This window comes from Streptomyces sp. NPDC055103 (assembly GCF_053607625.1).
Window position 1 is genome coordinate 1 of the sequence record NZ_JBSGTX010000080.1, and the last position, 13,595, is coordinate 13,595.

General features: G+C 72.4%; 15 protein-coding genes. 2 read left to right on the forward strand and 13 right to left on the reverse strand.

Annotated elements, in window-relative coordinates; all coding sequences use genetic code 11:
- Window positions 1-183 precede the first annotated feature (183 nt).
- On the forward strand, window positions 184-1,275 hold the full coding sequence (locus ACWFR1_RS34455) for a gamma-glutamyltransferase (protein ID WP_453558329.1): 1,092 nt from the start codon (window positions 184-186) through the stop codon (window positions 1,273-1,275).
- Here ACWFR1_RS34455 and ACWFR1_RS34460 read toward each other — a convergent pair whose 3' ends face one another.
- Window positions 1,276-2,382, reverse strand: coding sequence for a hypothetical protein (locus ACWFR1_RS34460; protein ID WP_453558332.1), 1,107 nt, complete (start codon window positions 2,380-2,382; stop codon window positions 1,276-1,278).
- A 172-nt stretch (window positions 2,383-2,554) separates the two neighbouring features.
- Here ACWFR1_RS34460 and ACWFR1_RS34465 point away from each other — a divergent pair, with 172 nt between their 5' ends.
- Window positions 2,555-2,707, forward strand: coding sequence for a hypothetical protein (locus tag ACWFR1_RS34465; protein WP_158983325.1), 153 nt, complete (start codon window positions 2,555-2,557; stop codon window positions 2,705-2,707).
- A 136-nt stretch (window positions 2,708-2,843) separates the two neighbouring features.
- On the opposite strand, the gene ACWFR1_RS34470 is transcribed toward ACWFR1_RS34465, so the two are convergent.
- The 12 genes from ACWFR1_RS34470 to ACWFR1_RS34525 all read right to left on the reverse strand — a co-directional run bounded on the left by ACWFR1_RS34470 (window position 2,844) and on the right by ACWFR1_RS34525 (window position 13,486).
- Window positions 2,844-3,848 carry an MSCRAMM family protein gene (locus ACWFR1_RS34470; RefSeq protein ID WP_453558335.1) on the reverse strand — a complete coding sequence of 335 codons (1,005 nt, stop codon included), beginning with the start codon at window positions 3,846-3,848 and terminating at the stop codon, window positions 2,844-2,846.
- A 241-nt stretch (window positions 3,849-4,089) separates the two neighbouring features.
- Entirely contained in the window at window positions 4,090-5,820 is a 1,731-nt protein-coding gene (locus ACWFR1_RS34475; RefSeq protein WP_453558338.1) for a SpaA isopeptide-forming pilin-related protein, read from the reverse strand.
- A gap of 59 nt (window positions 5,821-5,879) precedes the next feature.
- Window positions 5,880-6,356 (reverse strand): hypothetical protein, encoded by a 477-nt coding sequence (locus tag ACWFR1_RS34480; protein ID WP_453558341.1) that lies wholly within the window; start codon window positions 6,354-6,356, stop codon window positions 5,880-5,882.
- A gap of 18 nt (window positions 6,357-6,374) precedes the next feature.
- Window positions 6,375-7,178 (reverse strand): DUF317 domain-containing protein, encoded by an 804-nt coding sequence (locus ACWFR1_RS34485; protein ID WP_453558343.1) that lies wholly within the window; start codon window positions 7,176-7,178, stop codon window positions 6,375-6,377.
- Between the two features lie 49 nt (window positions 7,179-7,227).
- Window positions 7,228-8,427 (reverse strand): hypothetical protein, encoded by a 1,200-nt coding sequence (locus ACWFR1_RS34490; RefSeq protein WP_453558346.1) that lies wholly within the window; start codon window positions 8,425-8,427, stop codon window positions 7,228-7,230.
- A gap of 29 nt (window positions 8,428-8,456) precedes the next feature.
- Window positions 8,457-9,719 carry an MFS transporter gene (locus tag ACWFR1_RS34495; protein ID WP_397997214.1) on the reverse strand — a complete coding sequence of 421 codons (1,263 nt, stop codon included), beginning with the start codon at window positions 9,717-9,719 and terminating at the stop codon, window positions 8,457-8,459.
- Window positions 9,720-9,748: 29 nt separating this feature from the next.
- On the reverse strand, window positions 9,749-10,165 hold the full coding sequence (locus ACWFR1_RS34500; protein WP_453558349.1) for a hypothetical protein: 417 nt from the start codon (window positions 10,163-10,165) through the stop codon (window positions 9,749-9,751).
- Window positions 10,162-11,064, reverse strand: a complete 903-nt coding sequence (locus ACWFR1_RS34505; protein WP_453558352.1) for a winged helix-turn-helix transcriptional regulator — start codon at window positions 11,062-11,064, stop codon at window positions 10,162-10,164. Before ACWFR1_RS34505 ends, ACWFR1_RS34500 begins: the two co-directional genes overlap by 4 nt.
- 42 nt (window positions 11,065-11,106) lie before the next feature.
- Window positions 11,107-11,526 (reverse strand): hypothetical protein, encoded by a 420-nt coding sequence (locus ACWFR1_RS34510; protein WP_453558354.1) that lies wholly within the window; start codon window positions 11,524-11,526, stop codon window positions 11,107-11,109.
- Window positions 11,527-11,949 (reverse strand): hypothetical protein, encoded by a 423-nt coding sequence (locus ACWFR1_RS34515; protein ID WP_453558357.1) that lies wholly within the window; start codon window positions 11,947-11,949, stop codon window positions 11,527-11,529.
- The gene (locus ACWFR1_RS34520) at window positions 11,946-12,383 is read right to left on the reverse strand and encodes a hypothetical protein (RefSeq protein ID WP_453558360.1); all 438 of its coding nucleotides are present in this window, start codon (window positions 12,381-12,383) and stop codon (window positions 11,946-11,948) included. Before ACWFR1_RS34520 ends, ACWFR1_RS34515 begins: the two co-directional genes overlap by 4 nt.
- A gap of 404 nt (window positions 12,384-12,787) precedes the next feature.
- A complete protein-coding gene (locus tag ACWFR1_RS34525) occupies window positions 12,788-13,486 on the reverse strand; it encodes a hypothetical protein (protein WP_391094532.1) in 699 nt (232 codons plus the stop codon).
- Between the last annotated feature and the right edge of the window lie 109 nt (window positions 13,487-13,595).

The following is a 13,595-nucleotide window of genomic DNA, read 5'->3' on the forward strand; positions in this document are numbered from 1 at the left end:
GGATGTCTTGGAGGACAACCCTCTTCTACAGCAGCTCCGCTGCCTCGTTCACCGGCCTTGACGAACAACCCCCACCCTTAACTGAACGGCGTTGGCGCTAGAGGCCGGCGCCTGACGCTGAACCCGGTCTACGCGTACGGCACCGAGCGCACCGCGAAGAGCGCTGCCGCCTACCGGCTGGGCATGACGATGGCCGAGTGGGCCTGCCGCTCGCTGCTGGGGCTGGGGCAGACCGAGCACCTCGAACTCGGCGGCCCCATCCCCGCCCTGAGCGCCACCTTCAAGGACCCCAAGAAAAAGCTGCCGGACCTGTGGGGACGACACGAGGCGGAGAAGGTGTACTGGCTGATCGAGGCCAAGGGCGGCATCTGCGACGTCGGCACCCTGCGCGGCGGGTGGGCGCAGCTGGAGTCTGGGAGCGAGGTCCTCGGCTCGTACGCGCACCGCAGCGTCCTGGTCGGAGCCGCCGTGCGGCCCGGGGACGACCTCTTCCTGACCATCGACCACGCCCTGCACCCCGGCCAGCCGCCCCTCCCCCCGGCCGGATCCGACCCCGACGGCAAGGAAGCCACGGGCGAGGGCAACCTCGAAGACCACCTCGGCGACAACGACGACGCGCTCATCGGCGCGGCCCGCGCCCAGATGCTCGTCTACCAGGCACTGCGCTCCGCTCCCGCCTCGCAGTTGCGCACCGTCCCGGTGCCGGCCGACCGCGCTTCGCGCCATCGACGCCACGGACTGACCACACCGCTGGAGGACGACGACCGCACCCGCGCCATGCGGGCCGACCTCCGCGGAGCGGCACTTCATCTCAATCCGGACCTCACGCGTTCCCAGATCCGCTCCTGGGGAATGGACGACTTCCTCACCTGCCGCATCCCCGGCACCGAGGTACATCTCGGCATGTCCCGGAAGCTGTTCGCCGTCTGCGCGCGCCTCCACGAGGAAGATCTCGCCATCGCCCGGCGCACCCCGGGGCTGCGGGCCGAGGACCAGCTGGTCGTCGACGAGCGGGGCAGCGAAGAGGCTCAGGAAGAGCAGCGGCTCAAGCAGCGGCGGATTTTCCACGAGCAGCAGGAGGAGGCCCGCCCCCGGCTGCGTTCCCTGCTCCGGGAAGCCTATGAGCGTGGAGAGACGAGCGACTGGCGCGACCTGCTGCGCCGTCCCGAGGAGCCGGAGCTCGACCTGGCGAGTGACGAAGGGCTCCTCGAAGCGGCGACCCCGGAAACGTACCTGGCCGTCAGCCGCTACGACTTGCCCCCGATCCACGCCTAGCTAGCAGTCAGGTCTGGGGCCTGGATCCAGCGCGCCGTCCATAAGGGCCTGGATGATCCTCTCGGTGCGGGCACGCGTCTCGGGTCCGTGGCCGGCGAGGTTGTGGTCGAGTTCGTGCTGCTGCATGTCGAGCACCGGCTTCATCTCGCCGATGAGGTCGGGCCATGGCGCAAGCGAGTCGGTCAGTTCCTCGACGTTGCCGGACCAATCGGCCCTGCGTGCTCCCAGAGCGAAGGCGAGCAGGAGGACGGCGAAGAGGGGTTCGCTGTCGAAACCGGCGAGCACCCCGAGCCCTGCGGGGTTCTCCTTGCCGGTGTGGGTGGCGATAGCCCGGGCGACAACGGGGAGCTGGAGGAAGAGGGCCGTGGCCACCGAGCGGGCTTCTTCCCACTCTGGGTCGGTGGCTTCGGCGAGCGCCTCGCTCATTCGCGGCAGGGACACGAAGTCGGCAGCGCCGACGAGGAGGCTCGCCGGACCGGTCAGCCACGGCTCGGCGCCTTCCACCCGCTGCCGTCTGCCCGGCGAGACGCCAAGGACCTTCTCGATCGTTCCCGCCTCGTCTTCCGTCACCTCGGGCCGCGTGCCCAGGGCGAAGATCTGGAACATGTGCGCGACAGCCGTTGCCCGGTCGTCGGCCGGGACACGGATCGGGCGGGGCAGCGCGTTCTTGCCTCGCATCGCGGCCATTGTCGCGGCGAGGGCGCCCACGACCGTGTCCTGGTCGTCGACCGGGTCGAGGCCCTGGCGGGATGCCTCGGCGTGAAGGAGCTGCTCCAGCTCATGCGACAGGTCGTCTACCACGATGGTCGCGGAGGTACGGACGGCGTCGAGGTCAAAAGAGAAGCCCTCGACCCACAGCACGACGCGCAGCAGGTTCACGTCCCGTGTGCGCTCGCGCCAGCGCAGGAGCTGGACCAGCTGACGGTCACTGTCCGTCGGGTAGCTCCAGACCGGGCGGCGTCCGTCGTTGCCGGTTCGGGTGGGATGGGGCATCAGGCCGTTGCTGCGGAAGCTCTCCAGCTTCCTCGCGGTCATGGTGCTGAAGCCGGCGGACACGGCGGCGCGCAGAAGGTCGGCGCGCTGTAGGAGACGGGGTTCGACTGCCATGCCGGGCAGCGTAGGGGCGCTGCGGCACGCCGCGCGAGCCGAGTACTCCCACTCCAGGCCGGTCTAACTTGCAAACGGGCCGCCCCCCGTTGCCACCAGCAGGTTGGCGCTGCTTCTGTGGGTGCGTGGCGCCAACTCGGGCGCTGCTCTCCCCTCTCGAAAGGACTTGTCCATGCCCAGGAACACGGCAGCGGCGGTGACCGGAATGATCGTGCGTTCCCTCGCGAAGCGGTGGGCCGACGCGAACGGCCTCAGCAGGGAGCAGGGCCTGCTCCTCGCATGGGCGGCCGGCGCCCTCGCGTCGGTGGCCGTCATGCGCGTCTGACGCTGTAGCGGAGCGGTAACGGTCTCCGCAGACATGGCGAAGGCCCCGGGAACCATGGTGGTTCCCGGGGCCTTCGGGCTGAGAGGTGCTGCCTGTGCCGAGTGCTCGCGCCTCGGCTCCTGGCAGGTCCCTCTGATCAGCCGGTGGTCGGAGTCTCCGCCTCGTCCTGCGTCTTCTTCCGTCGTGCCGCGATCAGCGCCCCGCCGCCGGCCGCGATCAGCAGGCCGCCGGCCGCGAGGAGCCACGCGTTGGAGTCGGCGCCGGTGTGCGCGAGGGAGTCCTTGGAGGGCGGGGTGTCGGTCGGGGGCACCGGCGCCGTGGAGGTGGACCGGCTCGGGGTCGGGGTGACCGGCGGGGTCGTCGCCGGTGTGGTGGGCGGGGTGACCGGCGGGGTCGTCGGGGTCGTCGGGGGCGTGGTGGGCGGTGTGGTCGTCGGGGGCGGAGTCGTGGGGGGCGTGGTGGGCGGTGGGGTGGGCTTGTTCTTCTTGGTGTTGGTGAAGGTGGCGGTGGTCTTCGCGGCGGGCTTGGCGGTGATCTTGACGGGGGTGGTGTCGAGTTCGTAGCCGGTGGGGGCCTTGGTCTCGGTGCCGGTGTAGGCGGTGCCGTTGCGGGAGGAGACGGGGAGCGGGGTGGTGGCGGTGCCGTCCTTGCCGGTGGTTAGCGTGATCGTCTTGCCGGTGCCGGTGGCGGGGGTGATGTTGATGACGGCGCCGGCCAGGGGCTTGCCGGTCTTCTTGTCGGTCTTCTTCACGAGCAGCTCGGCGGGCTTGAAGGTGTCGATGATCGTGAGCTTCGCGGTGTGCTCGGGGGTGACGATGACGTCCTGGTCGGGGGCCAGGTCGTGGAGGGGGCTGCCGGTCGAGGTCTCCTTGAGGCGGTAGGTGCCGGGGTGGACGCCCTCGAAGAGCAGGATGCCGTCGGCGTTCGTCTTGCCGGTCAGGGCCTTGGTGCCGTTGAGGGTGTCGAGCAGGGCGAACGCGGCGGCGGCGAGCAGGGTGCCGTCCGGGTCCTTCTTGGTGATCTCGACGGCGCCCGGCGGGATCTCGGGGGCGTTGGCGAAGGCGGTCGGGGCCCAGATCAGAGAGCTGGTTGCCAGGGTGGTCGCGGCGACGGTGGCCGCGGTACGGCGGGGGGCACGCATGAAGAAGGAGTTCTCCTCGGTCAGGTGGTGGGCGGAACGCCTTGAGGGCGGAGGTCAGCGAGAACGGGTAGCCGGCGTTGGGACGGGTGCCGGGGCGGGGCGTGCGGGAGGCGGGCTCGTCCGAAGGAGAAGTGGCCGCGTGCCGTCGGGTGGCGGCTAGGACGAGGGCGTGCTGCCTGTCCGTCTACACACTGCGGGTTGTCGGGTTCGGGACCGGTGGAGCGGGACCCAAGGCTCCCGGTCAGCTGGCCGTGTCGCTCGTGCGTCGGCGGCGGCTGAACAGGTAGAGGCCCGAGCCGCCGGCAAGCAGAGCGGTCGCGCCGGCGATCAGCCACGGTGTGGTGTCCGCGCCGGTGTGGGCGAGGGAGCCGGACGGCGGTGCCGGGGGCGGGGTCGGCGCAACCGGGGGTGTCGTGGGCGGGGTCGGCGGCGTGGTCGGCGGAGCCGGGGGCGTGGTGCTCGGGCTCGGCGGCGGGGTGGTCGGGACGGGCTGGTCGGCGAGGGTGACCGCGACGTCAGCGTTGGGCTTCGCGGTGAAGGCGACGGGGGTGGTGTCGAGCTGGTAGCCGTCGGGGGCCTTGGTCTCGGCGGCCCAGTAGCGGGTGCCGGCCTTGAGGGTGACGTCCAGGTCGGCCTCGGCAGTGCCGTTCGTGCCGGTGGTGAGCGTGGTGACGACCTTGCCGGGGATGTGCTTGCCGGTCTTGTCCGTCTCGTCGGCCCGGATGGCGATGACCGCGCCCGCGAGCGCCCGGCCGGTGTTCTTGTCGATCTTCTTCACCGACAGGTCGGCCTTCTTGAACGGGTCGACCAGGTCGATCGGGTTGGCCTGGGCGGTGCGTCCGGCGGTGATGGTGATGGTCTGCTCGGGCACGAGGTCGTGGACGGGGCTGCCGGAGGACGTTTCGCGCAGGCGGTAGGCGCCGGCCCGGAGCTGGTCGAAGGCGAGGATGCCCTGCGCGTCGGTCTTGCCCGCGGCGACCTTCTTCCCGTCCTTGTCCAGGAGCTCGAAGGCGGCGCCGACCAGGCGGCTGCCCTCGGGGTCCTTCTTGCGGATGGTGACGCCGCCGGTCGCCTCGTCCACGGTGACGGCGGCCGAGTCCTTGACGCTCGTGGTGCCGCCGGCGAGGAGCATCCGCTGGGCGGCGGGGTTCTTCGGGGTGAGGACCTGCAGATCGGTGGCGGGCAGGCCGTCGGCCTTCGCGGTGACGCTGGCGGTGCCCGCGGTCTTCGCGGTGAACTCCCACCGGGCGGTGCCGCTCGCGCTCGTGGTGACCTTCCCGGAGGCGGTGCCGGAGCCGGACTCGGCCAGCGCGACGGTCACCTTCGGCACGGGGGCGCCCGCGCTCGTGGCGACCTTCACGTCGACCGTGACCTTCGTCCCGGCGGTGGTGGTCTTCACCGACGGGGTGATCGTGAGGGTGTAGGGGCCGGCGAGCCGCTTGGCCTCGGCGATGTAGCCCTGGGCGAGGGTGCGGGCGGTCGGCGAGACGACGGGGTAGGCGAGGCGCTGCTTGCCGCGGGCGCCGTCGAGGGCGTACGTGCCGCCGGCCAGGTACTCGTACACGACGGCGTCGACCGCCGCCGCCTGCGCGTTGTCGCGGGTCTGACCGTACCACCCGATTACGTACGCCGCCTGGGCGAGACGCTCCTTCGGCACGACCTTGCCAGTCACCGACGACGTCCAGGACGTCACCGGCCGCGGGGCGCCGTAGCCGCCAGCGTCGGCGGGGCCCTTGCGCTCGGGGTCGGCGCAGTAGGTCTCGGCGTCGCCGTGAACGGCCGGTCCCGGCGGGCCGTAGGCACCGATGTGGCTGGAGCCGGCGTTCCCTTCGGAGTCCGGGATGGTGTAGCCCGGGCCGAGGATCTCGCCGGCCGAAGGCGCCGCGAGGGCCGGGGTGACCAGGACAGTGCCTGCCGTGCAGGCGGCGACCGCGACGGCCAGGTGTACAGATCGGGCGGAGCGAAGACGCATGGAGATGGTGAAGTCCTGTCGGAGTGGGTGTCGGTGGTGAGGGGAGCGACGAGGCGGGGTTACCGGCTGCGAGCGGCTGGGATGGCGGTCCGGCTGGGCAGGGCCGCAGAGGGTTTCGGTCCCGATCGAACCGGCGGAGCGCCGGGGAACCAGAGCTGGACGTAACAACCGATCGCCTTGCGGAGGCCGGCGGTGCCGATGCCCTGCCAGGGTGGCGTGTCGGTGTGGCGCCAGTCGGTGAAGGTGCCGTAGCTCCCTTCCCCGGGAGTGGTGCCCAGTCGTTTGTCGCGGGCGGCGAAGGCACCGTGGTCGGCGAAGCTGAGCCACTGAGCGTCGATCAACCCGCTTTCCAGGTGCACGACTTCGAGGCGCAGGCCGTCGTAGCGCTGGCGCATTCGGGTGTCGGTGAAGCTGATCCGCAGTCGAAGAGGAAGGTCGGGGGCGGGTCTGGCGTAGTAGGTGTTTCCGACAACGGCTGCCTCCGAATACGGGAGGGTGAGGTGGTCGTCGAAGAACTGCTCGGCGTAGAGGGGCAAGCGCGGGGCTCCTCGTGGTCAGCGACGTGCAGCGGGACGGGCGGGCAGAAGCGCCGAGGGGGTGGCCGTGCTCCAGCGCGGGACGCTGCCGGTGGGAACCGGGCGGCGGACAGCGATCCGGGATCGGATGTCGCGCGGCGTCGGGACCGGTGCCTGGGGCGGTTCGACCGGAGTGAGGGTGGCGTGGGCGGCCAGGCGCGGATGAAGGGTGTCTCGCCAGCGGGGCAGAGGTGCCGGGTCGGTGAACGCCTTCGCGGTGGCGGCGATCAAGTGGGAGGGCGTCCGGGAGCTGAAAGAGATCCCGGCGCGTGTGCCCCACCCAGGGGGTCCGGCCCACAGCGTGATCGCCTCGTCGGGGTGCCGGTTGACGATGTCGATGCTCGCCCCAGCCTGCCCGTCAGGGGCCGTGACGTGCAGCCGTCCGCGGTCGGGGCCGCTGAGTGCCCAGCCGGCCGCGATCAGCGGCGCGACGGCGTCGGACCGGAGGCCGGCGGCGTGGAGGAAGCGGTCGCTGTCTTCCGCCCAGTCGTGCGCGAGCGCGTTGGTCAGGGCGCCGACCAGTTCGGGGGGCGTGTTCTGGTTGGCGGTGGCCGTCCACTGCGGTGAGGACATCGCGTCGGGTGCGGCGCTGATGGTCCACAGGTCGTAGTCGTCTCCGGCCCAGCCGATCCGGATGCGGTGGTCCGGGCTGGTGACGACGAGCTGGTGGGGGCCGTCGTCGAGGTGGTGGTGGGGCCAGTGGGAGACGGGCGCGAAGCCGGCGTCGCCGTGGCCGGAGGAGCCGGCCAGGTATCGGGGGGTGACGTAGACGTCGCCGTCCACGGGCTGGAGGGCAGGCAGGGGTAGCTCCGGGTGGGTGAGGAGGGGGTGATCAGCGCATGGCGGGTGCGGCTGGGGCTGGACGCGGGGCAGGCGCGGGCGGGGGCGGCGCCGGGTCCGGTGTCCGCGTCGGCACGGCGGCGGCGCGGGCCTCGGCGACGAGCCGGCGTTTGAGGCTGGCGCGTTCGCCGGGAGGCAGTTCGATCAGGCCGTCGCCGGTGGTGTGCGGGAGCAGGCCGGTGACGAGACGGGAGGCGGCGGCCGGCTGCTGGTTGACGAGTTGGTCGATGGCCGTCTCGACGGCCCAGCGGCGCAGGTCGTGTTCCGGGGAGGAGCGGCGGCGTTCGGTGACGGTGGCGGCGTAGTGGCGGAGGAGGTGCTTGTGTTCGGCTTGGCGCTGCCAGACGGCGGTGAGGAAGCGGCGCGAGTTGAAGACCTTGTACGCGTCGGTCTCCGGCAGGTCGTAGATGTCGGCGGGCAGCGGGCCGAGGGCTGAGGAGCTGGAAGCCTGGGCCACGGGGATGGTCAGCTCGGCGAGTTCGTCCAGGGCCTGGGCCCAGCGCCGCTGGAGGAGCGGGTGGCGCAGTGCCGTGGTGCGGGCGTTCTGGGCCCGGACGTCGTCGGCGACCAGGCCGCGGAAGGCGACGGCGCCCTTGGCGAGCAGCTCGTCCACCTGCTGGGTGCGCGGCTCGGGGAGAAGACCGTCGTCCCATCCTTCCTCGACCGTGCCGAAGACGTCGGCAGCGGCGGGGCGGAGGGGAAATCCAGCCTCGGCGAATGTCCTGGTGAGCAGCCGGTTGAAGTGGTCGGGAAGGGCGTCCACGAGCCAGTTGCGGGCCATGACGATGACGTCGGTGGAGGGTGGCGTGGCCTCGGCTTCGCGCTGTCGTCCCTCCTCGCGCCGCACGGCGGTGGTCTTCCGGGTGACCTCGTGCAGGGCGGTGCGGACGCGTCGCAGGAGGCGGGTGGTCCGGGCGGCGCGGGCGTCGCCGTGGTAGGTCATCCGCTCGGCGGCGACCTGGAGGTCACCCTGGGCGAAGGTGAGGGCGTCGTGCAGCTGAAGGAGGCGTCCGGGGGCGTGGAGGGCCGTGTGCTGTTCGGGGCGGAGCCGGCCGTCGGCGTCGGCTATCGCGGCCGTGACCAGCTGGTCGAACCGCTCCTCTATATAGAGGTCGAAGGAGCGGTCGTCGAGGAAGGCGACCTCGTGCAGGTGCAGACGCTCGTGCCGGGTGTCGTCGGTCGGCTGAGTCATGGCGGGGCGGTTCCTTGTACGGGTAGGGGTCACGCGGTCGCGGGGCGGCGAGTGGCGGGGTGGCCGCGGAGCTTGGCGAAGGAGACGGCGAGTCCGAGGGCCTGCAGGACGGCGCAGGCGGTGATGACGTGGCCCAGCAGGTCGGGCGGAGTGAGAGCGACCAGGGCTCCGGCGATCGGGAAGGGGGCCAGGAGCAGCAGGATGATCAGGGAGAGGGTGGCGCCGAAGACCTCGGCGGGGACCAGGCGGGCGCGCAGGGTGCGCAGGACGACGGTCATGCCTGCCTCGCCGGCCATGAGGAGGGCCACGAGGACCAGGAAGACGGTGTAGGTGTGGGCGGCGGCCAGGGCGAGGCAGGTGGCGGAGGCGAGGGCGGCGGCGGCTGCGCCGACCGGCCACAGGCCGACGCGGTCGATGGCGAGGCGGGCGAGGGCGACCATGGCCAGGGAGGCGACGGCGGCGGCCGACCAGACCAGTCCGACCTGGCTGCTGGTACCGCCGAGCTGCTGGATGACCAGTACGGGGCCGGCGGCCTGGACCAGGCCGATCGCGCAGTTGGAGAGGAGCAGGCCGACACAGAGCCAGCCCAGGGCGGGCAGCGACCGCAGCGTCCTCCAGCCGGTTTTCATGCCCTGGACGACCGGGGCGGGAGCCTCCTGCGGCCAGATCGGGCGCTGGCGCGGGGCGAGCGCGGCGCCGAGCAGGGAGCAGGCGGCGATCGTCAGGAGCATGCCGGTCGCGCCGACGTACTGCAGCAGGGCGCCGGCCAGGGCCGGGCCGGCGAGCGTGGCGCACTGGTCGATGCCGAGCAGGACGGCCTGCACCCGGTGGGCGTGTTCGCCCGCGTCCCGGCTCGCGGCGCCGCCGGCGGTCTCGGCCGCGATGTACGCGAACTCGCTGAGGACGCCCGTCGCGGCGGCGAGCACCATGACGGTGACCACGGCGCCCAGGCCGTCGCCCATCGCGGGCAGGGCACCGGCAGCGGCCAGGACGACCACGGCACGCAGCACCGACGCCGTGCGCAGCACCCGCGTGCTGCCGACCCTGTCGACTGCGGCGCCCGCGAGCGCGAAGGCCGAGAGGCGGGGAAGCCATTCGAGAACGAAGGCCAGGCCCGTCAGAGCGGCGGAGTCGGTGACCGCGAGGACCAGGAGAGGGATGCCGTAGGTGCTCATCGCGAACGCGCCGGCATCCGCGGTGCGCGGGACGTAGACGCCGCGGACGGGGCCGAAGACCGGGATGCGGGCGTGGCGGCCGGCGGGCGGCCGGGGCATGGAGTGCGTGCGGGGCATCGGGCGTTTCCAGGGGAAGGTACGTAGGTTCAGCGGCCGTTGAGGCGGCGGCCCGGGGCGTGGCTCACCGCCGGGGCGGGCGCGGCGGTGGCCGGGAAAAGGGCCTTCAAGGCGGTGCACAGGCCGGTCAGGTGGCGTACGGCGTCGCCGCGGCGGGCGAGGAGCATGTCGATCTGCGGGCCGGTGAGCTGCAGGACGCCGTCGGTGGAACGGTGGCGGTACTGGTCGCGGCCGTCGGCGACGCGGCTGAGCTGGTCGATGGCGTACTCGGCCTGCTGGTGGAGTTGCTCGGCGATGCCGTCGAGCACGTCTGCCTCTTCGCGGATGAGGCGGCTGAGGAGGGCAGCCGCCTGGCTGCTGGCGGGATCCCGGACGGGCATCCCGCCGAGCAGGGAGCGGACGGTGGCTTCGCCGAGCCGGGGCGCCGGCCGGGGTGTCCGGGTCACCGGCAGGGGCCGGTCGTCGGGGAGGAGAACAGGTCGGCAGGCCGCCAGGTCTTCGCCGGGGCAGGAGCGGGCGGCTGGGCGACCGGCAGAGCAGGGCGCGTGCTCTGCCGGGCCTGATGGGCGGCCCACTGCCCCGTCCGCGCGGCGGCCGGGAGGCGGGGGGCGCCCCACAGCGGGTGGCTGGCCGCGTCCTTGTGGGGCCGGCCGCTCGCCCAGACGGAGGCGGCCCGGTAGACGGGGGCCAGGGCGTGGGCAGCGTCGGTGAGACGCAGCTCCATGCCCTCGTCCTCGGCCCCGGTGGGCCAGACGGGCTGGCGGACGGAGACGAGGCGGTCGTCGATGAGCCGGTGCACGGGCGGGTACACGGCACTGGGGCTGTAGCCGGGGAGCAGCGTCTTGCGCAGGGACACGATGCTGGACGGCCCGCGTTCCTTGAGGGCCCACAGCAGGGGGGTGGCGTGCCGGTAGGAGATGAGGGCGAGGGCGTCCTCGGCGTTCTGGGCAGCCGGGATCCGCTCGGGCAGCTGCATCACCTGCGGCTTGCCCTCCATGATGATCGTCGTCTCGACGAGCTCCTTGTCGAGGTGCTGATCGCCGTACTCCGCCAGGGCGTGCAGCGTCGGAAGGAGTGCACGGCCGCGGTCGGTGAGGCCGTAAGTGACGTGTCTGTGGGTCACCTCGGTGCGCTCCAGCAGCCCGGTCTCGCACAAGGCGCGCACGCGCGGGGTGATCTGACTGGCGATGAGCCAGGGCAGGCGGGACTGGATCTCGGTGTAGCGCAGGCCCTTCGGCTCGGAGGCGAGGGTCATGAGCATCCAGACGCTCCAGCGCGGCGCGATCATCTCCAGCGTCTCGGCGACGCGACGCAGGTCGGGGGAATGGGCTCGGGCAGCGGCCACGACGGACTCCAGCGGAAGAAGAGGAACGGGGTGGGAAGCGGGTTACCGCGCGCGTGCGGCAGGAGAGACGACGGCCGGCGGCAGGTCGACGGCGGTCTCGGGGACGGCTGGTGGGGTGGCCGGCGCTGGCTCGGGTACGCGGTGGAGGCTCTGCAGGACGTCGCCGAGGACCTGGTCGTGGGCGTCTCGGGCGGTGACGGCGTGAGCGAGGCGGCGGACGGCGTCGACGATGTGCCCGGCGTCCGCGGCCTCGAAGGTGCGCCCGGGGGCGGTCAGGCGATGCAGCTGCTCGGCGTAGAAGGCAACGCCGTGGTCGGCGTGCTGCAGGGCGTCGAAGGCGTTGAGCAGGGCGTACCGCATGGTGCCCGGTTCGGCGCCGACCGCGAGTTCGGTGACCGGCCGGCCGTAGAGAGCTGCGATCCGGTCCCCCGCCGCCCGGGAGGCGGCGTACGGATCGGGCACTCAGGGTCCCCGTACTGCCGGCCGGATCTGTGCCGAGGAGCCGGGCTGCGCGGGAGGCAGAGTGCTGGTCAGGGGGGTGAGGCGGGTGGTCGGCGGCGGCATCGCGGCCAGAAGTGCGTCCAGCGTTCGGATGTATCCGCGCCGGCCATCGAGCGCGGCGTCGAGCCAGTACACGTCGGTCTGCAGGGTCTCCGCCGAGAGCTCGTCCAGGTTTCCGGCGGGGGCCATGCTCGCGTGGACGCGGTCGCGGACGCGGACGACCTGCTCCTCGGACAGGGCGAGCATCGCCCGCACCTCAAGGGCCCGGGTGAGCGCGGGGGACGCCCCCGACCGAACGACCTGCGCGTAGAGGTCGGCGAGGGGAGCGCCGAACGCCCACTCCAGCGCCTCGTCACGGCTGCTCTTCTTGTCAGCGACGCTCATCGTGCGATTCCGATCTGCGCGGGCCGAGCCGGGGCGGCCACAGGGAGCGTGGTGGTCAGCCGGGGCGCCGGACTGGTTCGCGCGCGCTGTGGTCCGGCCGGGACCTCCACCAGCGCACTCACCCACTGGGCGTACAGGTCCCGCTCTTCGACAGCCCGGTTCACCTGGTGGGCCAGGCTCATCACCGGGTCGTCCAGAACCTCGCCCGTGGCCGTCTCCAGGGCGGCGACGAGCGCGTCCTCAGCTTCCTCCAGCGCCGACTGCGCCTGCCTGAGCAGGCCGTAAGCGTGGATGACGCTGGTGAGTCCGGCCGTGGCGGACGCCTGGTTCGTGGACCGGATCAGTTCGTCGAGCGGCGTCCCGAATCGGGTTTCGATGCGGCCGGCCAGCACGGCGACGATCTCGCCGTCGAGGAAGTCGGGGGTCTCGGACACGGAAGGTGCTCCAGAAGGGATGAAAGGCGGGGAAGGTCAGGGGCGGTCGCGGTCGTCGCGGCGGTTGTGCCCGGCGTCGGCTGAGCCGGGGGCACTTGCGGCTGGGGCGACGTGACGTCCTCCGCCGGACGGGGCCGTCCGGCTGGCCGCCCGGGGCGGATGAGACGCGAGGGGGCGGCTCGGAAGGACGGTGGCTTCGATGGAAGCAGGCGAGTAGCACACGGCGGAGGCTCCGGACCAGGGGGAACAGGGAAAATGCAGCCCTGCGAGAGGGCCGCTGTAGTAGGCAAGGGTCCGGAGAATCCCCGGTTTCGGAAACCGGGGATTCGCCGCTATATTGCGCACTTTTGATGCTGGCCGAACCTGTCCGGGAGGGGCGGCTCCAGTGGCGTAGGTCGGCCAGGTCAGCGTCCTGGTGGCCTGGCCGCTGTCGGTGCCGGGGTGACGGGCGCGGCCGTCGTCGCGGTGCGCAGGACGGTGGGGGCGGGCGGCTTGAGCGGCGGGGCGTCTCCGTCCCTCCAGGCTTCCCACCACTGGATGGCCTGGTCGTAGGTGGCGAACCCGCCCTCGCGCAGGGTGTGCGTGCCGGCGCTCATATCGACGCACTCCCGCAGGATCCTGAACTCCGGTCCGGCGTGAGGGTCGAGGGAGCGCAGCATCACCGCGGTCTCGGGGGCGTCGCGCTCGTCGTCGGTGTAGCTGGCGAGCAGGGCGAAGTGGTCGCCGTCGCGGCGGATGCGGGTTTCCAGGGCTTGTGTGATGGCGTCGGCCGGCTGGTAGCGGTCGGGGCCGACCACGGCGGCCGGGCAGCCTCGCGCGATCAGCCACGATTCGGCCATCGCGATCAGCGGAAGCTCTGTGCTGTCGATCGTGAAGGTGCGGGCTTTCAGGTCCCGGGCGACGTGTACCGCTCTGAGTTGGGGTTCTCCGGGAATGCCCCAGGGAGCGCCCTCGTCGTACAGGACGAAGTAGGCGTCGGTCCACGTGCGGTGCTCGCCGAGGACCTTGTACGACGAGCTCTCCACGGCTTCGAGAAGGTCCTGGTGGCAGGGGGCGGCGGGCTCGAAGCCGTCGAGTTCGTAGGCGGGGTTGTCGTCGGTCACGTAGGGATGGGGCTTTCGGTCGAGGGGAGGGCGGTCGCGCCGCCGTGGGGGGGGCCCGCGCCGGGCGGCGGGGCGCACCCCCGGGGAGCGGCACCCCCCGGGGCGCCGC

What these genes read in the sequence shown, in the direction of transcription:
- ACWFR1_RS34455 (WP_453558329.1), top strand. Translation starts at nt 184, where the DNA reads ATGACGATGGCCGAGTGGGCCTGCCGCTCGCTGCTGGGGCTGGGGCAG.
- ACWFR1_RS34460 (WP_453558332.1), bottom strand. Translation starts at nt 2,382, where the DNA reads ATGGCAGTCGAACCCCGTCTCCTACAGCGCGCCGACCTTCTGCGCGCC.
- ACWFR1_RS34465 (WP_158983325.1), top strand. Translation starts at nt 2,555, where the DNA reads ATGCCCAGGAACACGGCAGCGGCGGTGACCGGAATGATCGTGCGTTCC.
- ACWFR1_RS34470 (WP_453558335.1), bottom strand. Translation starts at nt 3,848, where the DNA reads ATGCGTGCCCCCCGCCGTACCGCGGCCACCGTCGCCGCGACCACCCTG.
- ACWFR1_RS34475 (WP_453558338.1), bottom strand. Translation starts at nt 5,820, where the DNA reads ATGCGTCTTCGCTCCGCCCGATCTGTACACCTGGCCGTCGCGGTCGCC.
- ACWFR1_RS34490 (WP_453558346.1), bottom strand. Translation starts at nt 8,427, where the DNA reads ATGACTCAGCCGACCGACGACACCCGGCACGAGCGTCTGCACCTGCAC.
- ACWFR1_RS34495 (WP_397997214.1), bottom strand. Translation starts at nt 9,719, where the DNA reads ATGCCCCGCACGCACTCCATGCCCCGGCCGCCCGCCGGCCGCCACGCC.
- ACWFR1_RS34515 (WP_453558357.1), bottom strand. Translation starts at nt 11,949, where the DNA reads ATGAGCGTCGCTGACAAGAAGAGCAGCCGTGACGAGGCGCTGGAGTGG.